This is a genomic window from Micromonospora sp. NPDC085948 (assembly GCF_040686315.1).
Classification (GTDB): Bacteria; Actinomycetota; Actinomycetes; order Mycobacteriales; family Micromonosporaceae; genus Micromonospora.
Genome location: NZ_JBFBJW010000008.1, coordinates 99,418 through 118,479 on the forward strand (window position 1 = coordinate 99,418; position 19,062 = coordinate 118,479).

The 19,062-nt window shown below is 72.9% G+C and carries 19 protein-coding genes; 7 read left to right on the plus strand and 12 right to left on the minus strand.

The genetic code is table 11. From position 1 onward, the window contains the following. Positions 1-12: 12 nt before the first annotated feature. Positions 13-687, minus strand: a complete 675-nt coding sequence (locus tag AB0O48_RS21420) for an NADPH-dependent F420 reductase (RefSeq protein WP_357250945.1) — start codon at positions 685-687, stop codon at positions 13-15. Positions 688-1,064: 377 nt separating this feature from the next. Next, a complete protein-coding gene (locus AB0O48_RS21425) occupies positions 1,065-1,553 on the minus strand; it encodes a glutathione peroxidase (RefSeq protein WP_357250948.1) in 489 nt (162 codons plus the stop codon). 168 nt (positions 1,554-1,721) lie between these two features. Between AB0O48_RS21425 and AB0O48_RS21430 the strand changes: the two genes are divergently transcribed. The 4 genes from AB0O48_RS21430 to AB0O48_RS21445 all read left to right on the plus strand — a co-directional run bounded on the left by AB0O48_RS21430 (position 1,722) and on the right by AB0O48_RS21445 (position 6,663). Next, positions 1,722-3,353, plus strand: coding sequence for a glycosyl hydrolase family 18 protein (locus tag AB0O48_RS21430; protein ID WP_357250951.1), 1,632 nt, complete (start codon positions 1,722-1,724; stop codon positions 3,351-3,353). A 182-nt stretch (positions 3,354-3,535) separates the two neighbouring features. Then, on the plus strand, positions 3,536-4,060 hold the full coding sequence (locus AB0O48_RS21435; protein ID WP_357250953.1) for a hypothetical protein: 525 nt from the start codon (positions 3,536-3,538) through the stop codon (positions 4,058-4,060). Between the two features lie 68 nt (positions 4,061-4,128). After that, complete coding sequence (locus AB0O48_RS21440) at positions 4,129-5,535, plus strand: class II 3-deoxy-7-phosphoheptulonate synthase (RefSeq protein WP_357250956.1); 1,407 nt, start codon at positions 4,129-4,131, stop codon at positions 5,533-5,535. 96 nt (positions 5,536-5,631) lie between these two features. Further along, the gene (locus AB0O48_RS21445; protein ID WP_357250959.1) at positions 5,632-6,663 is read left to right on the plus strand and encodes a GntG family PLP-dependent aldolase; all 1,032 of its coding nucleotides are present in this window, start codon (positions 5,632-5,634) and stop codon (positions 6,661-6,663) included. Positions 6,664-6,785: 122 nt separating this feature from the next. On the opposite strand, the gene AB0O48_RS21450 is transcribed toward AB0O48_RS21445, so the two are convergent. Continuing rightward, complete coding sequence (locus AB0O48_RS21450) at positions 6,786-7,667, minus strand: deoxyribonuclease IV (RefSeq protein WP_357250960.1); 882 nt, start codon at positions 7,665-7,667, stop codon at positions 6,786-6,788. Then, on the minus strand, positions 7,667-9,649 hold the full coding sequence (gene pknB, locus AB0O48_RS21455) for a Stk1 family PASTA domain-containing Ser/Thr kinase (RefSeq protein ID WP_357571467.1): 1,983 nt from the start codon (positions 9,647-9,649) through the stop codon (positions 7,667-7,669). Before pknB ends, AB0O48_RS21450 begins: the two co-directional genes overlap by 1 nt. 177 nt (positions 9,650-9,826) lie before the next feature. Here pknB and AB0O48_RS21460 point away from each other — a divergent pair, with 177 nt between their 5' ends. Beyond that, positions 9,827-10,216, plus strand: a complete 390-nt coding sequence (locus AB0O48_RS21460) for an Rv2175c family DNA-binding protein (RefSeq protein ID WP_357250966.1) — start codon at positions 9,827-9,829, stop codon at positions 10,214-10,216. 129 nt (positions 10,217-10,345) lie between these two features. On the opposite strand, the gene AB0O48_RS21465 is transcribed toward AB0O48_RS21460, so the two are convergent. Beyond that, positions 10,346-11,428 (minus strand): polyprenyl synthetase family protein, encoded by a 1,083-nt coding sequence (locus AB0O48_RS21465; RefSeq protein WP_357250969.1) that lies wholly within the window; start codon positions 11,426-11,428, stop codon positions 10,346-10,348. A gap of 58 nt (positions 11,429-11,486) precedes the next feature. Continuing rightward, a complete protein-coding gene (locus tag AB0O48_RS21470; RefSeq protein WP_357250972.1) occupies positions 11,487-11,906 on the minus strand; it encodes a helix-turn-helix domain-containing protein in 420 nt (139 codons plus the stop codon). A 244-nt stretch (positions 11,907-12,150) separates the two neighbouring features. Here AB0O48_RS21470 and metF point away from each other — a divergent pair, with 244 nt between their 5' ends. Both metF and AB0O48_RS21480 read left to right on the plus strand, forming a co-directional pair. After that, on the plus strand, positions 12,151-13,068 hold the full coding sequence (gene metF, locus AB0O48_RS21475; protein WP_357250975.1) for a methylenetetrahydrofolate reductase [NAD(P)H]: 918 nt from the start codon (positions 12,151-12,153) through the stop codon (positions 13,066-13,068). Positions 13,069-13,112: 44 nt separating this feature from the next. Beyond that, the gene (locus AB0O48_RS21480; RefSeq protein WP_357250978.1) at positions 13,113-13,802 is read left to right on the plus strand and encodes a CDP-alcohol phosphatidyltransferase family protein; all 690 of its coding nucleotides are present in this window, start codon (positions 13,113-13,115) and stop codon (positions 13,800-13,802) included. Between the two features lie 10 nt (positions 13,803-13,812). Here the strand turns inward: AB0O48_RS21480 and crtI are convergent, their stop codons facing one another. The 6 genes from crtI to AB0O48_RS21510 are packed head-to-tail and all read right to left on the minus strand — an operon-like array spanning position 13,813 to position 19,060. Beyond that, positions 13,813-15,300, minus strand: coding sequence for a phytoene desaturase family protein (gene crtI / locus AB0O48_RS21485; RefSeq protein ID WP_365067837.1), 1,488 nt, complete (start codon positions 15,298-15,300; stop codon positions 13,813-13,815). Positions 15,301-15,311: 11 nt separating this feature from the next. Next, entirely contained in the window at positions 15,312-16,436 is a 1,125-nt protein-coding gene (locus tag AB0O48_RS21490) for a glycosyltransferase family 2 protein (protein WP_365067840.1), read from the minus strand. After that, entirely contained in the window at positions 16,433-17,269 is an 837-nt protein-coding gene (locus tag AB0O48_RS21495; protein WP_365067843.1) for a carotenoid biosynthesis protein, read from the minus strand. The genes AB0O48_RS21490 and AB0O48_RS21495 overlap by 4 nt, the downstream gene beginning before the upstream one ends. Next, positions 17,266-17,817, minus strand: coding sequence for a GNAT family N-acetyltransferase (locus tag AB0O48_RS21500; RefSeq protein WP_357250990.1), 552 nt, complete (start codon positions 17,815-17,817; stop codon positions 17,266-17,268). Before AB0O48_RS21500 ends, AB0O48_RS21495 begins: the two co-directional genes overlap by 4 nt. Continuing rightward, a complete protein-coding gene (locus tag AB0O48_RS21505) occupies positions 17,814-18,575 on the minus strand; it encodes a monooxygenase (RefSeq protein ID WP_357571470.1) in 762 nt (253 codons plus the stop codon). The genes AB0O48_RS21500 and AB0O48_RS21505 overlap by 4 nt, the downstream gene beginning before the upstream one ends. Then, a complete protein-coding gene (locus AB0O48_RS21510; RefSeq protein WP_357250996.1) occupies positions 18,572-19,060 on the minus strand; it encodes a YbaK/EbsC family protein in 489 nt (162 codons plus the stop codon). The genes AB0O48_RS21505 and AB0O48_RS21510 overlap by 4 nt, the downstream gene beginning before the upstream one ends. Positions 19,061-19,062 lie beyond the last annotated feature (2 nt).

A 19,062-nucleotide genomic window follows, 5' to 3' on the forward strand; every position in this document is an offset into this window, starting at 1 on the left:
CGGCGGGTCAGCTCAGCGGGTCGCGGCGGCCAGGGCGGCGCGCAGCTTGTCGGCGTCACCAGGTGCCGGGTGCTCCCAGTCGGTCGGGCTGGCGGAGTAGAGCGTGCCGTACGCCGGGGTGTCCGGCTGGTAGCGCCACCCCTCGGCCAGCGGGCCGACGTCCACCGCGTCGTAGCCGATCCGGTCGAGGAAGGCGGTCACCTCGGCCTTCGCGGCGGCGTCGTCGCCGGCGATGGCGAGGGCGCTGCGATCGGCGGCACCGGACGGGCGGGGGAGCGCGGCCAGGCCCTTGTAGTAGATGTTGTTGAAGACCTTGACCACCCGGGAGTCCGGCAGGTGCCGCTGGAGCAACTCGCTGCTGGTGGTCTCGCCCGAGTCCAGCTCGGGGAAGGTCCCGTCGCGCTGCGGGTAGTAGTTGTTGGTGTCGATGACGACCTTGCCGGCCAGCGGCTCGACGGGCACCGCGCGGTACGCCTTCAGCGGCACGGTGACCACCACCAGGTCGCCGACCTGCGCCGCGTCCTGTGCCGTGCCGGCGCTGGCGTGCTCGCCCAACTCCTCGACCAGGTCCTTCAGCGTCTCCGGGCCGCGTGAGTTGCTCAGCACCACGTCGTAGCCGGCGTCCACCGCCAGCCGGGCCACGGTGCCGCCGATGTTGCCACTGCCGATCAGTCCCACAGTTGTCATGTTGGTTCCCAACTCCGTCCACCCACGACGCATTCCCAACCAGTCCGGTGGGTTATTTTCGATGGCCCGCTGGCGGGTAGCCGCGCGCCCTTCGTCGTTCCGGTGGGTGCCTGGTCGCGCCGCGAGCCCGCCCCGCACAACGTACTGCTCGCGCTTGTCGCCGACCGGCTTCCCGCAGACATGCCACCCGACGGTGACGGGCGGTCCGTGCGGCCGGGCGCGGTGATCGCCGGTCGTCCTGCGGCGCGGACAACCCGGCAACATCGCGCTGGATCCTGGATGTAGTGGCATCCGCACTCACCGAGGCCACTAGATCCAGGATCGAGCGTGATCAAGGGGGTGCCGGGCGAGCCGGGGCGCGCCCGGGCGCTTGGGCCTCAGGCGGGGAGGGCCTTGTCGATTGCCGCCTGGAGGTCGGTGTCCTCGGGGGTGACCGTGGGGGCGAAGCGGGCGGCGACCGTGCCGTCCGGGGCCACCAGGAACTTCTCGAAGTTCCACCGGACGTCCCCAGTGTGCCCGTCGGCGTCCGGGGTGTCCACCAGCGCGGCGTAGAGCGGGTGCCGGTTGGGGCCGTTGACGTCGACCTTCTCGGTCAGCGGGAAGGTCACCCCGTAGTTGACCTGGCAGAAGTCGCTGATCTCGGCGGCGCTGCCCGGCTCCTGCCCGGCGAACTGGTTGCACGGGACACCGAGCACCACCAGACCGCGCTCGGCGTAGGTGTCGGCGAGTGTCTGCAGGCCGGCGTACTGCGGGGTGAGGCCGCAGCGGGAGGCCACGTTGACGACCAGCAGCGCCTTGCCGCGGTAGCGGGCCAGGTCGGCGGGCCCACCGTTGAGGGCGTCGATCGGAATGTCGAAGACGGTCATGGCCCGAGGCTACGCGCCGACCGGGCGGTGGCCCGGAGGCGGGCGGAGCGGGTGCAATCCACACATCAAGGGAAATCGAAACATGCACATCTTGACGAAGTGATGACGCCGTGAGTACCGTCTCACCATCTCTTTTGGAAAGTTTCCTAACAGTTCGGGAGACGCCTTATGAAAAGATCGCTCCGCCGGGCCCTCTGGGCCGGTGCCGTGGTCGCCGTGACTGTCGCCGCGGTGCCGATGACCACCGCGTTCGGCGCCGGCAGTGTCACCACCACGTTCACCAGAGCACAGGACTGGGGGACCGGTCACGAGGCGAGGGTGACGGTCACCAACGGGTCGAGTGCCACCGTCACCACCTGGCGCATCGAGTTCGACCTGCCGTCGGGCACCACCATCAGCAGCGCCTGGGACGCCGACGTGACCAGCAGCGGCAACCACTACGTCGCGGTCAAGAAGAGCTGGGCCGGTGGCCTCGCCCCGGGTGCCTCCTTCAGTTGGGGTTACAACGGCACCGGCGCGTACAAGGCGCCGCTGAACTGCACCGTCAACGGCGCACCCTGCGGCGGCGGCACCCCGACCAGCCCGCCGACCACGAGCGCGCCGACCACCGCCCCGCCCACCACGGCGCCGCCCACCACCGCGCCGCCCACCACGGCACCCCCGACCACCAACCCGCCGAACCCCGGTGGCAAGAAGGTCGTCGGCTACTTCGCCGAATGGGGCGTCTACGGGCGCAACTACCACGTCAAGAACATCCAGACCAGCGGCTCCGCCGCCAAGCTGACCCACATCCTGTACGCCTTCGGCAACACCACCGGCGGCCGCTGCTCCATCGGGGACAGCTACGCCGACTACGAGAAGGCGTACACGGCGGCGGAGAGCGTGGACGGCGTCGCCGACACCTGGGACCAGCCGTTGCGCGGCAGCTTCAACCAGCTGCGCAAGCTCAAGCAGCTGAACCCGCACCTCAAGGTGATCTGGTCGTTCGGTGGCTGGACCTGGTCCGGCGGCTTCACCCAGGCCGCGCAGAACCCGGCCGCGTTCGCGGAGAGCTGCCACAACCTGGTCGAGGACCCGCGCTGGGCGGACGTCTTCGACGGCATCGACGTCGACTGGGAGTACCCGAACGCCTGCGGTCTGACCTGTGACACCAGCGGCCCGAACGCGTTCAAGAACGTGATCGGCGCGCTGCGGTCGAAGTTCGGGTCCAGCGCCCTGGTCACCGCCGCCATCACCGCGGACGGCAGCAACGGCGGCAAGATCGACGCCACCGACTACGCCGGGGCCATCGGCAACCTCAACTGGCTGATGCCGATGACCTACGACTACTTCGGCGCGTTCGCCGCCCAGGGTCCGACGGCGCCGCACTCGCCGCTCACCTCGTACACCGGCATCCCGCAGCAGGGCTTCAACTCCGACGCGGCGATCCAGAAGCTCAAGAGCAAGGGTGTCCCGGCCAGCAAGCTGCTGCTCGGGATCGGCTTCTACGGCCGCGGCTGGACCGGTGTCACCCAGGCCACTCCGGGTGGCAGCGCCACCGGCGCGGCGCCGGGCACCTACGAGGCGGGCATCGAGGACTACAAGGTCCTCAAGAACACCTGCCCGGCCACCGGCACGGTCGCCGGCACCGCGTACGCCAAGTGCGGCAGCAACTGGTGGAGCTACGACACCCCGTCGACCATCAACGGCAAGATGACGTACGCGAACAACCAGGGCCTCGGTGGCGCGTTCTTCTGGGAGCTCTCCGGTGACACGAGCAACGGCGAGCTCATCGGCGCCATCAAGGGCGGCCTCGGCTGAGCCGAAGGTCGACGCACCACCCACACGGCGGGGAGGGGCCCGCACCGCTCCTCCCCGCCCGTGAGACGACGGCCCGGTCGACGCCCAGCGTCGGCCGGGCCGCCGTTCGTTGGGTCGGACCAGCTCGATGTGGCAGACTCGCGGCTCGGCAGGTCTCGATCGCACCGTCGACGGAGGTGGTCATGCGCCCGATCCGCCGCAGGCTGGCGCCAACCGCCGCCGGGCTGATGCTGCTGCCGGTCGTCCTGGTCGGCTGCGGGATCGGCGACGACGACGCCAAGGAGAAGCCACCGGCCAAAACCGCGCGTGCCCCCGCCGAGGAGGCCGCCGCCCGCTCCCGGGAGCGCGTGCAGGCGTACCTCGACGCGATGACCGCGAAGGACGTCGCCGCCGGCCGGAGCCAGCTCTGCGCCGTCCTGCACGACGGCTTCGACCTGGCCGCCACCGGTCCCAACGGCGACTTCGCCGATCACTTCCAGGTGCCCGAGGCGGCCATCACCGCCATCCGGTCCGGGCCGCTGGGGCAGGAGGTGAGCGTGTCGGTCTCGGTCACCTCCGGCAAGCGCACCGTCGCCCGGCCGCTGGTGTTCACCGTCACCCGCCAGGGCAGCGACTGGTGCATCGCCGGAGAGGCGCCGGGTGAGCCGGACGCTTCGTCGCCGAAGGCGTCGCCTCCACCCCGCCCTGGGTCGAGTCCGGCGGGTTGATCTCCCATCTGCCGGAACCGTCCCCCTCGCCGCCCGGTCACCCCGACCGTCGCCGTACGCTTTCTGTCATGCGCCATGAGTGGCATCAGCTGAGCCATCCCGCGGTGGGCAGCCCGGGCCTGCAGACCAGCCGACCGACAGTCGACTCCGCCGAGGACGCCGCGCTCGGCCTGGATCGATGGCGGGAGCTGCCCCGCGAGCAGGTCCCGCCGTGGTCCGACCCGGCGGCCGTGGCCGCGGTCTGCAAGGTCCTCGACACCGTGCCGTCGGTCGTCGCGCCCTACGAGGTGGACCAGCTCCGGCAGAAGCTCGCCCTGGTCTGCGAGGGCAAGGCGTTCCTGCTCCAGGGCGGTGACTGCGCCGAGACGTTCGTGGACAACACCGAGAGTCACCTGCTGGCCAACGCCCGCACCCTGCTCCAGATGGCGATCGTGCTCACCTACGGCGCGTCGCTGCCGGTGGTCAAGGTCGCCCGGGTCGCCGGTCAGTACACGAAGCCGCGCTCGCTGCCCACCGACGCGCGCGGCCTGCCCGCGTACCGCGGCGACATGATCAACTCGCTGGAGGCCGACCCGGCCGCCCGGATCGCCGACCCGCAGCGCATGATCCGCGCGTACGCCAACTCGGCGGCGGCGATGAACATGCTCCGGGCGTACCTCGCCGGCGGGCTCGCCGACCTGCACGCCGTACACGACTGGAACAAGGGCTTCGTGAAGAGCTCCCCGGCCGGGGAGCGTTACGAGGCGATCGCCCGGGAGATCGACCGGGCGCTGGCCTTCATCCGGGCCTGCGGCATGACCGACGACGAGGCGCTGCGCACCGTCACGCTCTACTGCTCCCACGAGGCCCTGGCCCTGGAGTACGACCGGGCGCTCACCCGGGTCTCCGACAGCCGGGCGTACGGGCTCTCCGGGCACTTCCTCTGGATCGGCGAGCGCACCCGGCAGATCAGCGGCGCGCACATCGACTTCATCTCCCGGATCGCCAACCCGATCGGCGTCAAGCTCGGCCCGACCACCTCCCCGGACGAGGCGATCGAGCTGTGCGAGAAGCTCAACCCGGACAACATCCCCGGCCGGCTCACCCTGATCAGCCGGATGGGCAACCACCGGGTGCGCGACGCCCTGCCGCCGATCGTCGCCAAGGTCACCGCCGCCGGCGCCAAGGTGGTCTGGCAGTGCGACCCGATGCACGGCAACACGCACGAGTCGTCCAACGGCTACAAGACCCGGCACTTCGACCGCATCGTCGACGAGGTGCTCGGCTACTTCGAGGTGCACCGGGGGCTGGACACCCACCCCGGTGGCCTGCACGTGGAGTTGACCGGCGAGGACGTCACCGAGTGCCTGGGCGGCGCCCAGGGCATCGAGGACCTCGACCTGCCCGACCGGTACGAGACCGCCTGCGACCCCCGCCTGAACACCCAGCAGTCGTTGGAGTTGGCGTTCCTCGTAGCGGAGATGCTCCGTGGCTGACGCGAGGAGTGAGCTTGCGAGCCCCGCAGTCGGCAGCCGAAGGGACAACAGTGGCTGAGCTTGCGGGCCCCGCAGTCGGCAGCCGAAGGGAAGATCATGGCTGATCTGTTCGTGGACCTGCGTTCCGACACGGTGACCCGACCTACGGCCGGGATGCGGGAGGCGATGGCCACCGCCGAGGTCGGTGACGACGTCTACGGCGAGGATCCGACGGTCAACGCGCTGGAGGCCGAGGTCGCGGCGCTGTTCGGGCACGAGGCGGCGCTGTTCGCTCCGAGCGGGTCGATGGCCAACCAGATCGCCCTGCAACTGCTGGTGTCACCCGGCGACGAGTTGCTCTGCGACGCCGACGCGCACGTGGTGACGTACGAGATCGGCGCCGCTGCCGCGTACGGCGGTATCTCCTCGCGGACCTGGCCCGCGGTCGGCGCGGACATCGAGCCGGAGAGGGTGGCCGCGATGATCCGGCCGGACGGCTACTTCGCCGTCCCCACCCGCGCGATCGCCGTCGAGCAGACCCACAACCGTGGCGGTGGCGGGGTGATCCCGCTGGCCACCCTGCGGGACCTGCGCGGGGTCGCCGACGACGCGGGCGTCGCGTTGCACTGTGACGGCGCCCGGATCTGGCACGCGCACGTCGCCGACGGGGTGCCCCTGATCGAGTACGGCCGGCTGTTCGACACGCTGTCGGTGTGTCTCTCCAAGGGCCTCGGCGCTCCGGTCGGCTCGCTGGTGGTGGGCAGTGCGGAGAAGATCGAGCGGGCCCGGATGATCCGTAAGCGGATGGGCGGCGGCATGCGTCAGGCCGGCATCCTCGCCGCCGCCGGCCGGTACGCGCTCGCGCACCACATCGACCGGCTGGCCGATGACCACGCGAGGGCGGCCCGGCTCGCCGAGGCCGTCGCGCCGTTCGGTGTGCTGGCCACCACGGTCCGCACCAACCTGGTCGCGCTGGACCTGACGAAGCACGCACTGGACGCGCGTGCCCTGGCCGCCGCCGCGCGTGCCGAGGGCGTACTCGTGTCGGTGCTCGGCCCCCGTACCGCCCGCCTGGTCACCCACCTCGGCCTCGACGACGCGGACATCGACCGCGCGGTAGCGGCCCTGCCCCGCATCCTCACCGCCTGAGCCCGCTCCTGGTGATCAAGAGGTTTGCGTCAGATTCCGGCTTCCGGATGACGCAAACCTCTTGATCAAGCCGGCGGAGGGCGGGGCGGCGGGGCGGCGGGGGCGGGCTTGGTGGGGCTTGGTCAGGTTGGCGGGGCCGGGCGGAGTCGGGTGAGGGTTTCGATGTCGGCCTCGTGGCCCTCATGTTTGTCGCCGCTCGGGGTCTCCACCACGATCGGGACGCCTGCGGTCGCCGGGTGGGTCATCAGCTCGGCGAAGGCGGGCTCGCCGATGGTGCCCTTACCGATGTTCTCGTGCCGGTCCCGGGTAGAGCCGCACAGATCCTTCGAGTCGTTGGCGTGGACCAGCCGCAGCCGGTCCGCGCCGACCGTGGCCACCAGGGTGTCCAGCGTCGCCGTCATGCCGCCCTCGGCAGCCAGGTCGTGGCCGGCGGCCCAGGCGTGGCAGGTGTCGAAGCAGACTCCGAGCATGGGGTGCCGGTCCACCGCGTCCAGGTAGGGTCCGAGCTGCTCCACCCGGGAGGCCAGGGACCGGCCGCCGCCGGCGCTCGGCTCGACGAGCAGCATCGGCCCACCGGCGTCGGCGGACCAGTCGAGAAGCGGCAGCAACTCCCGGCGGACCTGTCGCATCGCCGCCTCGGCGTGCCCCTCGTCCACCGAACTGCCCGCGTGGAAGACCACCGCCCGTGCGCCGATCGCGACGCCCCGACGCAGGGCGTGGGCCAGGGTCTGCGCCGACTTCTCGACCGTCGCCGGGGTGGGCGAGCCGAGGTTGACCAGCAGCGAGGCGTGGATGAACGCCGGAATGCCCCGCTCGGCGCAGCCGTCACGGAACAGGGCGTCCTGCACGGGGTCACCGCTGGGCAGCGCCCAGCCCCGTGAGTTGGAGACGTAGACCTGCACCACCTGGGCGCCGGTCGCGTCGACGTACGGCAGGGCGGCCTTGGCCAGCCCACCGGAGGTCGGCGTGTGCGCGCCCACCGGACGCGAGGTGACCGCCGGCATCAGAAGCACGTGAGGGTGACCGGGGTGCCCGGCGGCACCTGCGAATTCTCGCCCGGAATCTGGATCCGGACCACGGCGTTGGGGTTGACCGCGACCGTCACCGGGAAACCCTGGCTCTCCAACGCCTGCTTGGCCTGCTGACACGGCAGGTCGACCACCCGGGGCACGACGATCGCCGCCGGGCCCTTGCTGACGTCCAGCTTGACCTGGGTGCCCTTCTCCACGCCGGCACCATCGGCGGGGCTCTGGCCGAGGATCTCGTCCCTGGGCTTGTCGGAGTCCTTGTAGGTCTCCACCAGCACCAGGTTGAGCCGGGCCAGGGTGGCGCGAGCCTCGTTGAGGTTCTTGCCGACCAGGTTCGGCACCGTCACCGGTGCCCTGCCCCGGCTCAGGATGACGGTGATCTTCGCGCCGGGTTTGACCTCGGCGCCCACCTTGGGGGAGGTGTCCAGCACGACCCCGGCCGGCAGGTTGTCGTCGTAGCGGGAGGCACCCTTGGCCACCACCAGCTTCACGTTGACCAGGTCCGCCTCGGCGAGCTCGAACTCCTTGCCGATCACGTCCGGCACGGGGAAGCGTTCCGGGCCGAGGGAGAGGGTCAGGGTGATCGCGTCACCCTTGACGATCTTGGTGGAGGACGCCGGTTTCTGCTCCAGCACGCTGTCCTTCGGGGCCTGCTCGTCGAAGCGTGGCTCACCGTACTTCAGGGTGAGCCCGGCACGCTCGGCCTGCGTCTGTGCCTCGGCCTTGCTCAGGCTCACCAGCTGCGGGGCGTCCGTGTAACGGCCGACGCCGAACCACCAACCCCCGATCGCGGCCACCAGGCCGAGCGTCACCACCACGGCCGCGACGGCCAGCCGGCCGCGCGGGCTGGCCAGCAGCGTGCTGCGCAGCGCGGTGAGCCGGGATCCCAGCCCCGCTTCGGGCTCCGGGGCGGCCCGTCGCCGACCCGGCCCCTGGGCGGCGCCCTCGGGCAACCGCGCCCAGGACGGGCGGTCGGAAGGGCGGACCGTCGCGACCACCATTGTCGGCTGGGAGAGCGGCTCGCCGCTCACCGGGCGGAGCACGGCGGTGTGGCTGTTGGCGTCGCCCAGGCGATCCCGGGCGACCTGCACCTCGGCCAGCAGCGCGCCGGCGTCGGCGGGCCGCGCGTTGGGATCGCGCCGAGTGGCCCGCTGCACCAGGTCGTCGAGGACCGGCGGCAGGCCGGGCACCAGCGTCGAGGGTGCCGGTACGTCCCGGTCGACGTGCTGCCAGGCGACGTCCACCGGGCGATCCCCGTCGTACGGCACGCGGCCGGTGAGCATCTCGAACAGCACGATGCCGGCCGAGTAGACGTCGGTACGGGGATCGGCGCGGCCCTCGGTGACCAGCTCCGGGGCGACGTACGCCACGGTGGCCATCAACTGGTTGCCCTGCTCCTCGTCGGCGCTCGCCTCGACCGCCCGGGCCAGCCCGAAGTCGGCCACCTTGACCACGCTGTCGACCAGGTTGGCCACACCACCGGTGGGGGCCTCGGCCACCAGCACGTTCTCCGGCTTGACGTCGCGGTGCACCAGGCCGGACCGGTGCGCGGCGGCGATCGCGGCGAGCATCTGCTCGGCGATGGCCAGCGCCTCGTCCGGGTTGAGCCGGCGTCGCTCGGCCAGCACGTCGCGCAGCGTACGGCCGCGGACGTACTCCATCACCAGGTACGGCAGACCGGCGTGCGTGCCCTGGTCGTAGACCGCCACCACGTTCGGGTGGGTCAGCCGGGCGATGGTCTTCGCCTCGTCGGTGAACCGGGCCACGAAGTTGGCGATCCGGGCCCTGGCCTCGGGGGCCTGGGTCGGATGGATGATTTTGACAGCGACGGTGCGCTCAAGGCGCTCGTCGGTGGCGGTGTACACGGTCGCCATGCCACCACGGGCCACGCGACCGCGAATGCGGTAGCGCCCGTCGATCAGCGAGCCCAGCAACGTGTCGGCGACCTGAGTGTCCATCGGCAGGGAGTCTATGTGTCCAGGGGGTGAAGGTTGAACAGGATGCTACAGCCGGACGTCGAACGGGTCCGTCCCGCTGCGCTCACCGCTGCCTTATCCGCGGGCCAGCGGCGCCACGAGAGCGGTCGTCCGGGGTGCCGGTGGCCCGTTGCGACGGTGGCGTGGCAGGGTGGTCGGGTGACCGAACCCGTACCCGACCAGGCCGTGCCCAGCCTGGAGCTCGCCGGACCCGCCGACCCGGCCGGCTGGCTGACCCTGCCCGACGTCGCCGAGCGCCTCGACGTGTCGATCAGCAAGGTGCACCAGATGATCCGTGACCGGGAGTTGCTGGCGGTCCGCCGCGACGGCATCCGCCGCATCCCGGCGGACCTGGTCGCCAACGAGACCGCGCTCAAGCACCTGCCCGGCGTGCTCAACCTGCTCACCGACAACGGCTACGACGACGAGGCCGCCCTGCGCTGGCTGTACGAGCCGGACGACACCCTCCCCGGCAACACGCCGGCCGCAGCCCTCTCCGGCGACCAGGCCCGCGAAGTAAAACGCCGAGCCCAAGCCCTAGGCTTCTAGCCCCCCCACCCCACCCGGCCGCCCCCGGCTGTTTCTGCGCGTCGATCATGAGGTTATTGCCCCGCCGAGGCGAGTGGCGATGACTCCATGATCAATGCGCAGAAACGGGCCAGGGGCCGGGACGCGGGGTTAGTCGGCTCGGCGGGTTGCGGCTATGGCCAGGTCTACCAGGGCCTGGCGGGCCTCGGTGTCCAGGTCGACGGCGGTCAGGGCCGCCAGCGCGGCGTCGGTCAGCGTGACGATCCGCTGCTCGGTGCGGGCCAACGCCCCGCTCGCGGTGATCAGCTCGCGGAGCCGAGCCACTCCCCGCTCGTCCAGCTCAGGGTCGCCGAGTTGGCCCAGCAGCAGCTCACGCCCGGCGTCGTCGGTGGCCTCCACGGCCGCCGCCACCAGGTAGGTGCGCTTGCCCTCGCGCAGGTCGTCCCCGGCCGGCTTGCCGGTCAGCGCCGGATCACCGAAGACACCCAGCACGTCGTCGCGGAGCTGGAACGCCTCACCCAGCGGCAGCCCGTACGCCGAGTAGCACGCCCGTACGTCTGCCGTCGCGTCGGCCAGCGCGGCGCCGAGCAGCAGCGGACGCTCGACGGTGTACTTCGCCGACTTGTACCGGGCGACCTTGCTGGCCCGTTCCACCGAGGTGTCGCCGGTGACCTGCGTCAGCACGTCGAGGTACTGCCCGACGGTGACCTCGGTGCGCATCTCGTCGAAGACCGGTCGGGCCCGCGCCAACGACCACAGGTCCAGCCCCGCGGAGTGCAGCAGCTCGTCGGACCAGACCAGGCACAGGTCGCCGAGCAGGATGGCGGCGGCGTCGCCGAAGCCGTCCGGGTCACCGCCCCAGCCGGCCTCCCGGTGCCGTGCGGCGAACCGCCGGTGCACCGCGAGCTCGCCGCGTCGGGTGTCGGAGCGGTCCATCAGGTCGTCGTGGATCAGGGCACTGGCCTGGACGAACTCCAGCGCGGCCAGGGCGGTGAGCACCTCGTCGCCGTCGAGGCCGCCCGCGCCCCGAAACCCCCAGTACGCGAATGCCGGGCGGAGCCGTTTGCCGCCGCCGAGCACGAAAGCCTCGATCGCCTCGGCCACCGGGGCCAGGGCGTCATCCACGGCGGCGAGTCGCACGCGTTGGCCGGTCAGGAACTCGCTGAGGGCTTTGTCGACGCGCTGCCGTAGGCCGGCACGGTCGACGGGAGAGACGGGGGCAGCGTGGGTCACGTACCGACGCTAGCCGGTCGCTCCGGTCCGCGCCCCGGTGCCACGCGTAGGGCCGGTGTCAAAGCCTCTTGCCGGACCGCCGTCTGGCCTCCGCCTCGGCTCGACCGAGGACTGTGCCACCGGCCCTGGTCCCGTCGGTGCGACCGGGACCGGTGCGCCCCGCCGGTCGCGTGCCGGCCGCCGCGGTGCGGCCCGGTCCGGGGGCGCGCGTGGCGCCGGCCCGGCGGGTGCCCGCGGCGGCCTCGGTGAGGGTCACCAGCGGCACGTCCAGGACGACGGCGAGCCAGCCGAGCCAGAACCCACCGGGAACACGACGCTGTCGTTCCCACCGGGACACCTCGTGCCGGCTCAACGTCGGCACCCCGGCGGCGGCGCACAACTCGGCGGCGGCCCGCTGCTGGCTCCAGCCACGGGCCAGCCGGCACCGGGCCAGCAGCGGGCCGAGCTGCGCCGGGCGCGGCGATCGGGGCGCGGTCATGGGTCCTCCTGGCGGGCGTCGGTGCGGGTGACGACCCGCCCCGACCGGACGGGACCTGCGTCACCGCGTGTGGCTGACCCCCGCGCGGGACCCGGGCGCCGCCCCCGCCGCCCCTCCCACGCCACCCATTCCTACCTCCGGGGTACGACGCCCTCCGGTCGTCGGACCCGGCGGACGGTGCGGTAGGGGACCGCCAAGTGGAAAGCGTCTGGGTCGTGGTGGCGTCGCCCGCTAGAGTCGGGTCGTGGCGCTCGGTCTTCCCTCGGTACTCCCCAATCCGCAGCCGGCGATCGGGGAGCTCATTCGTGAGCGCCAACCGACCTTCTCGTTCGAGTTCTTCCCGCCCAAGACGGAGGCGGGGGAGACGCTGCTCTGGCAGGCCATCCGCGAGCTGGAGTCGCTGCGCCCGTCATTCGTGTCGATCACCTACGGTGCGGGCGGTTCGACCCGGGACACCACCGTGTCGGTGACCGAACGGATCGCCACCGACACCACCCTGCTGCCGATGGCCCACCTGACCGCGGTCAACCACTCCGTCGCCGAGCTGCGACACGTGATCGGCCGGCTCGCCGGGGTGGGGGTGCGCAACGTGCTGGCGGTGCGCGGTGACCCGCCGGGCGACCCCGGCGGGGAGTGGGTCCGCCACGCCGAGGGCGTCGACTACGCCGAGGACCTGGTCCGCCTGGTCCGCGACGCCGGTGACTTCAGCGTGGGCGTGGCGGCCTTCCCGTACAAGCACCCCCGCTCACCCGACGTGGCCAGCGACACCGCGCACTTCGTCCGCAAGTGCCGGGCCGGCGCCGAGTTCGCGATCACGCAGATGTTCTTCGACGCCGACGACTACCTACGGCTGCGCGACCGGGTGGCCGCTGCCGGCTGCGACACCCCGATCCTGGCCGGGGTGATGCCGGTGACCCAGATCGGCACCATCGAGCGGTCCGTGCAGCTGTCCGGCGCGCCCTTCCCGCCGGCGCTGGCGGCCCGCTTCGAGCGGGTCGCCGACGACCCGGAGGCCGTTCGCCAGCTCGGTGTCGAGCAGGCCAGCGAGATGAGCCGCCGACTGCTGGACGAGGGTGTGCCGGGCATCCACTTCATCACCCTCAACCGGTCCACCGCGACTCGTGAGGTCTGGCAGAACCTGAAGGTCGGCGCGCGGGTGTGAATGTCCCACCTGCGACACCTGATGCCCGGCACGACGGTTGATCCGTGGTGGGCACACAGCTGAACTGGGACCAGTACGCCACGGCATGGGCGCGGTTGCACGGCGGGTTCGACCCGCGGGTCGCGGCGCCGGTGGTGCGCGCCTGGCTGCGGTTCGCCTACCACGTGGGGTACGTGCTGGGGCGGCTGCGGGTCAGCCCCACCGCGGTCACCGTGGCCGGGGTGGTGCTCTGTTTCTGCGTACCGTTGCTGGTTACCCGGCCGGGAGACGGGCCGTTCCTCGGTGCGTTGTTCGTGCTGCTCGCCGCCGTGGCGGACAGCGTGGACGGTGCGGTGGCGGTCGCCACCGGCCGCACCACCCGGCTCGGCTACGTCTACGACTCGGTCGCCGACCGGCTCGGTGAGGTGGCCTGGCTGCTGGCGTTCTGGCTGGTCGGCGCGCCGGGAGCGCTCGTCGTCGCGGGTGGCGCGCTGTCCTGGCTGCACGAGTACGTGCGGGCCCGGGCGGTCGCCGCCGGCATGCGTGACATCGGCGCGGTCACCGTCGGGGAACGCCCCACCCGGGTCTCGGTGGCGCTGGCCGGCCTGGTGGTCGCCGGGCTGGCCGGCCTGATCGAGGCGGACCTGGCCGCCGGCACCATCACCATGGCGACCGCGGTGTGGGTGCTGCTGGCCGGCTTCGGCCTCGGGCAATTGCTCTCCAGCATCCGGCGCGCCCTGCTCGACGCCGGCTGAGCGGCTGGCCCTACCAGGCGGGGCCGATCTCGTCGGCGACGATCTGCGCGGAGAGGGTCACCATCGGCAACCCGCCGCCCGGGTGGGTGGAGCCACCCACCAGCCACAGCCCGTTCGCCGGGCCGCGGTTGGCGGGGCGGAGCAACCCGCCGGCGGTGCCGTAGATCGAACCGCCCGGCGCGCCGGTCGCCGTGCCCAGGTCGGCGGGGGTGCGGATCTCGCGGAACAGCAGCCGGTCGCGCACGTCCACGCCGCGCCGGGCCAGCACCTCCAGGATCCGGTCGGCGTACGCGTCGGCCAGCCCCGGGCGTCGCCAGTCGACCGCGCCCGCCGCGCTGCCGTGGCGGGGGGCATTGACCAGCACGAACCACGCCTCGTGCCCGGCCGGACGGACCATCGGGTCGTCGGCCACGGTGACGAACACCGTCGGGTCGACCGCCGGCCGGGCCCGTACGCCGCGCCCGGGGTTCCCGAAGACGGCGTCGAACTCCGCGTCGTAGTCGTCCGGGAAGAAGACGGTGTGGTGGGCCAGCCCGGTGCTGCCGGAGACACCGAGCAGCAGCACGAAGCCGGCGAGGCTGCGGTCGGTCAGCCCGGCCAGCCGACGCGGGTGCGGCAGCAGGTCACGGTAGACGGTCAGCGCGTCCACGTTGGCCACCACCACGTCGGCGGGCACCGGCGCGGTGACGCCGGCGAGGCGTACCCCGTGCACCCGGCCGCCGGTGGCGTCGATCCGGGTGACCGTGGTGTCGGTCTGCACGACCACGCCGAGGTCCAGGCAGCGGGTCAGCAGCGCGTCGGCGAGGGTGCCCAGCCCACCGCGCAGGTACCAGCCACCGAAGGCCAGCTCGGCGTAGGGGACCGCGACCAGCGCCGCCGGCGCCCGGCGCGGGTCGGCGCCGGTGTAGGTGGCGTACCGGTCCAGCATCATCCGCAGCCGCGGGTCGGACAGGTGCCCGCGGCCCAACCCGCGCAGGGTGCGGCCCGGGGCGATGGCGGCCAGGTCGCCGAGCCGCCAGGCCAACGACGCGAGATCGCGGGGGGAGTCGACGGTACGGCGCAGGATGTCGCGTTCGGAGGCCCGCCACACCCGTTCGGCGCGGTGCCACAGCCGTTGCCAGTCGGCCGCCGCCCGGTCACCGAGGGCGGCCCCGATCCGGGTGGTGAACTCCGCCGGGTCGGCGCACGAGTCCAGGGTCGGGCCGCCGCCGGGAAAGACGTGCCGGACGATCGGGTCCAACGGGACCAGGTCGAGATATTCGTCGAGCTTCGCCCCGGTCGCCTCGAACAGGTCGTGGAAGACCTGGGGCAGGGTGAGCAGGCTCGGCCCGGTGTCGAAGTGGAACGGACCGGCCGGGGTGTCGTGCGCGTACCGGCCGAGCTTGCCACCGACCGTGTCGGCGGCCTCGAAGACGGTCACCTGGTGCCCGGTGGCGGCCAGCCGGGCGGCGGTGGCGAGGCCACCCACCCCGGCGCCGACGACCACGATCCGCGCCATGCCACGCCCTCCTAGCTGACCGGGCGGCCCCGCCAGGTCAGGCGACGTCGCTTTCGCAGATGGTACGACCGTAGGGTCAACCAACCGAGGACCACGACCGACACGGGGTGTGCGAGCGCGTCGGGCCACCACCGGCCTCCGGTCGCCCGGGCGGTGAGCACCCGTCCGGCCACCCCCAGCAGGTATGCGATGAGCGCAACCATCGACACCCGCGGAGCTGTCGAGGCGAACCCCAGCGCGATCAGCGGCGGGGCGGTGTAGAGCAGCAGCAGCGCCGCCACCACGGCCGCCGCCGCGCCCGGGTGCCCGAACGACGCCCAGAGCGACTTCGCGTACCCGTCGCGCAGTTGCGGCCAGTCGTCGTACATCCGGCAGGTGGCCAGCCGGGAGCCGTCGGCCAGGGCGATCCGCCCACCGGCGCGTTTGACCGCCCGGGCCAGCTCGACGTCCTCCAGGATCTTGTCGGCGACCGCGGCGTGCCCGCCGGCGGCGGTGTAGCCGGCCCGGTCCAGCACCAGGAACTGGCCGCCCGCCGCGGCCAGCGACGGCCGCCGCGAGCGTTCCATCGCGCGCAGCGGCAGGAACGTCAACCACAACCACTGCAACAGCGGCTGCACCAGCCGGTCGGCCGCCGTCGCCACCACGATCCGGGGGTACGGCGACAGCAGCGTCACGCGGGCGTCGCGCAACTCGGTGACGGCCGCCGCCACCGCGTGCGGGGCGAGCACCACGTCGGCGTCGACGAAGACCAGCGCGGTGGCGTCCGGGTCGGCCCGGGTGGCCAACTGCCAGCAGGCGTGCGGCTTGCCCAGCCAGCCCGGCGGCGGGGCGACCCCGGTGAGCAGCGTGACCCGGGGATCGTCGCCGACCACCGCGCGGACCACGTCGGCGGTGCCGTCGGTGGACCCGTCGTCGAGGACCACGACGCGCAGCCCCGGTACACCGCGTTGGGCGAGCAGGGCGCGCAGGCAGGGCGTGACCCGGGCGGCCTCGTCGCGCAGCGGCAGCAGCACGGCGACCGGCTCGTCGAGGGCGTCGGGTCGGTCGGCAGGCCGGCGCAGCCAGCGGGTGGCGTTGAGCCAGGTGTGCCCGGTCAGCGCGGCGACGGCGATGAGCAGGGCGAGCAGGACGGTCATCGGGTCGCGTCGACGCCGGGGCGGTGTGGCTGGTGGGCCTTCCGACCGGAGTCACCGCCCCGGCGGGCACGCAGGACGGTCACCGCCAGGGGTATGGCGGTCACCGACATGCCGGCCGCCCCCCAGAGCGCCGACGCGGGCAGGTCGAGGAAGACCGCGTGGGCCAGGATGCTGGAGAAGTACGTCCACAGGTAGAGCGCGGCCATCGGGTCGTCGCGCCGGTCGGTGTGCTCGGCGGCCGATCCGGCCAGCGGACGCAGGGCGCTCATCATCAGCACCGCGAAGAGCAACCAGCCCAGGTAGTTGCTGACCGGAATGCCGGCCAGGCCGGGCAACGCGGGGGTGGCGTCCCGCCAGACCCAGTAGCCCTCGGCCACCATCTGCGGGTCGAGGAAGAGGTCCCAGGCGGCCAGCCCCACGGTGGCCAGCGCGATCCGCCGTACCCACCGAGCAGCCGCCGACCCGCCGCCGCCGGTCAGCCGGACCGCCGCCAGCCAGGCCGGCCAGGCCATCCAGGTCCAGGCCAGCGGAATGATCAGCGGCACTCCGGCCAGCTTGGGACCCAGTTCCCCGGAGTAGTCGTAGCTGCCGAACGGCACACCGGTGGCCACCCCGACCGCCTCGATCGCGAACCCACCGCCGGTGGCCACCGCCACCAGCGCCGCCGCGACCCGCGGACCCCGGCTGAGCAGCGCGTGGCCCACCGAGAGCAGCCACCCGAGTACGACGGTGGCCACGGTGAGCCTGGCCCGGGTGGCGCCGGTGGTGAGCGGGTAGCAGATCTGGGCGAGCACCAGGACGGCGAGCAGTGTCCAGGAGATCCGCCGGGTCATGACGCCGGTGGCTCGAGCGGCAGATCCCGACCGAGCACGCCGAACGGTCGCTCGTCGCCGGGGAAGTGGAAGTTGCGCAGCACGTCGACGAAACCGAAGCGCCGGTACAACCGCCAGGCCCGCGAGGTCTGCTCGTCGGCCTCCGGGGTGGACAGCAGCGTGGTGTCGCCCTCGGCCATGCCGAGCAGCGCGCGCAGTTGGCCGGTGCCCAGGCCGTGGCCCTGCGCCGGTGGCCGGACGTGCAACTCGACCACCTCGAAGCAGTGGGTGAGCCAGCGCGTGCGGGTCGGGGTGTCCAGCGCCCGGTACACCTGGTCGTGCCACCACTGACCGGAGGCGCCCAGGTAGCCGTAGCCGAAACCGGCGAGGTGCCCCTCGCTGGTCAGGCTGGCGACCGCCCGGAAACCCGGCCGGCGGACGTGGGTGGCGATGTAGCCGCGTCGGGCCTCGAGCAGGTCGGTGCGGTATCCCATCGCCTCGCCGTAGACGGCCACCACGTCGTCCAGCCGCCGGACGAGATCGTCCGGCGTCCAGCGCACCAACCTCATGCCCGTCCACCCTTCACCGTTTCCGGGCCACCGTCGGCGACCCACCCGAGCACCGACCGGTCGCCGACCACGTCGCGCACCTCGAACCGGGCGAACAACTCCTCGGCGTACCAGCCCTCGGTGGGGGTTCGCATGATCGCCGCCCGGTGCTCCGGGTGACGGTACGCGAACGCCACCAGGTCTGTCGGGTCGCGCCACACGCTCACCGTGCCCTGCCAACCCAGCGGTGCCTCCCCGACCCCGAACCGGGCCAGCAACCCGGGCGCGTCGCGCAGGGCGGCGGCCACCGGCGGGATCGCCCGCCAGAAGGTGGCCGCCCGGCGTACCCGCAACCGGGCCCGGGTCAGCGCCAGCACCGGGCCGGTGACCCGGCCGCCCGCGGGCTCGCCGAACGGTCGTTGACCGGACCACTCGCCCCGGCTGCTCAGCGGACGCAGGTCGACCCGGGCCTGGGCGCGGGCGATGCGGGCCCAGGCGCGGCCGACCGGCGAGTCGTCGAAGTCGGCCGCCGAGGCGGGGGAGTCCCAGACGGTCAGCGCCGCCCACCGGGTCAGGTCGGCGTCGCCGGGTCCGAAGCCGGTGCCGGTCCCGGTGCCCAGCAGCTTGCCGAACCGGACGCCCGGGTGGGTCCGCAGCCGGCGCGGGTCCACCGCCATCCGGATCAGCGCCCGGGGCAGCGCACCGGGGGAGGTCCGCCAGACGTGCAGGGTGACCAACTCCGGTACGGCGCTGCCGGGCTCACCGGTTGGCTCGCTCACGCCACCTCGGCCGGGGTGCCGGCGGTGACCCGCAGCAGTTCGGCGTAGGTGGTCGGAAAGACCGCCTGCGGTACGCCACCCGCGGCCCAGATCTCGGGGTACGTCGCCAGCGCCGTGTCCACCAGGGTGCGCAGCGGGTGCGGGTGCCCGAGCGGGGCGACCCCGCCGATCGGCTGCCCGGTGTGCGTCCGGACGAACTCCGGGGTGGCCCGGCGCAGCCGGGTGACCCCGATCGACGCGGCCAGGCCGGCGGTGTCCACCCGGTGCGCGCCGGAGGTGAGCACGAGCAGCGGCGCGTCGTCCGCGTCGAAGATCAACGAGTTGGCGATCTGGCCGACCTCGACGTCGAGCGCCTCGGCGGCGGCCGCCGCGGTGTGCACCGCCTCGGGCAGCAGGCGGATCGTGCTGGGCTCACCGGCGCCGTCGAGCGTGCCGGCGGCGGTGAGCGCGTCCTGCACCGCCCGTACGTTCGGGTGTGGCTGCATCC

Bases quoted from the DNA above. Each gene is read 5' to 3' on its own strand.
- AB0O48_RS21420 (WP_357250945.1), bottom strand. From the start codon at position 687: ATGACAACTGTGGGACTGATCGGCAGTGGCAACATCGGCGGCACCGTG.
- AB0O48_RS21425 (WP_357250948.1), bottom strand. From the start codon at position 1,553: ATGACCGTCTTCGACATTCCGATCGACGCCCTCAACGGTGGGCCCGCC.
- AB0O48_RS21430 (WP_357250951.1), top strand. From the start codon at position 1,722: ATGAAAAGATCGCTCCGCCGGGCCCTCTGGGCCGGTGCCGTGGTCGCC.
- AB0O48_RS21435 (WP_357250953.1), top strand. From the start codon at position 3,536: ATGCGCCCGATCCGCCGCAGGCTGGCGCCAACCGCCGCCGGGCTGATG.
- AB0O48_RS21440 (WP_357250956.1), top strand. From the start codon at position 4,129: ATGCGCCATGAGTGGCATCAGCTGAGCCATCCCGCGGTGGGCAGCCCG.
- AB0O48_RS21445 (WP_357250959.1), top strand. From the start codon at position 5,632: ATGGCTGATCTGTTCGTGGACCTGCGTTCCGACACGGTGACCCGACCT.
- AB0O48_RS21450 (WP_357250960.1), bottom strand. From the start codon at position 7,667: ATGCCGGCGGTCACCTCGCGTCCGGTGGGCGCGCACACGCCGACCTCC.
- pknB (WP_357571467.1), bottom strand. From the start codon at position 9,649: ATGGACACTCAGGTCGCCGACACGTTGCTGGGCTCGCTGATCGACGGG.
- AB0O48_RS21470 (WP_357250972.1), bottom strand. From the start codon at position 11,906: ATGACCGCGCCCCGATCGCCGCGCCCGGCGCAGCTCGGCCCGCTGCTG.
- crtI (WP_365067837.1), bottom strand. From the start codon at position 15,300: ATGGCGCGGATCGTGGTCGTCGGCGCCGGGGTGGGTGGCCTCGCCACC.
- AB0O48_RS21490 (WP_365067840.1), bottom strand. From the start codon at position 16,436: ATGACCGTCCTGCTCGCCCTGCTCATCGCCGTCGCCGCGCTGACCGGG.
- AB0O48_RS21495 (WP_365067843.1), bottom strand. From the start codon at position 17,269: ATGACCCGGCGGATCTCCTGGACACTGCTCGCCGTCCTGGTGCTCGCC.
- AB0O48_RS21500 (WP_357250990.1), bottom strand. From the start codon at position 17,817: ATGAGGTTGGTGCGCTGGACGCCGGACGATCTCGTCCGGCGGCTGGAC.
- AB0O48_RS21510 (WP_357250996.1), bottom strand. From the start codon at position 19,060: ATGCAGCCACACCCGAACGTACGGGCGGTGCAGGACGCGCTCACCGCC.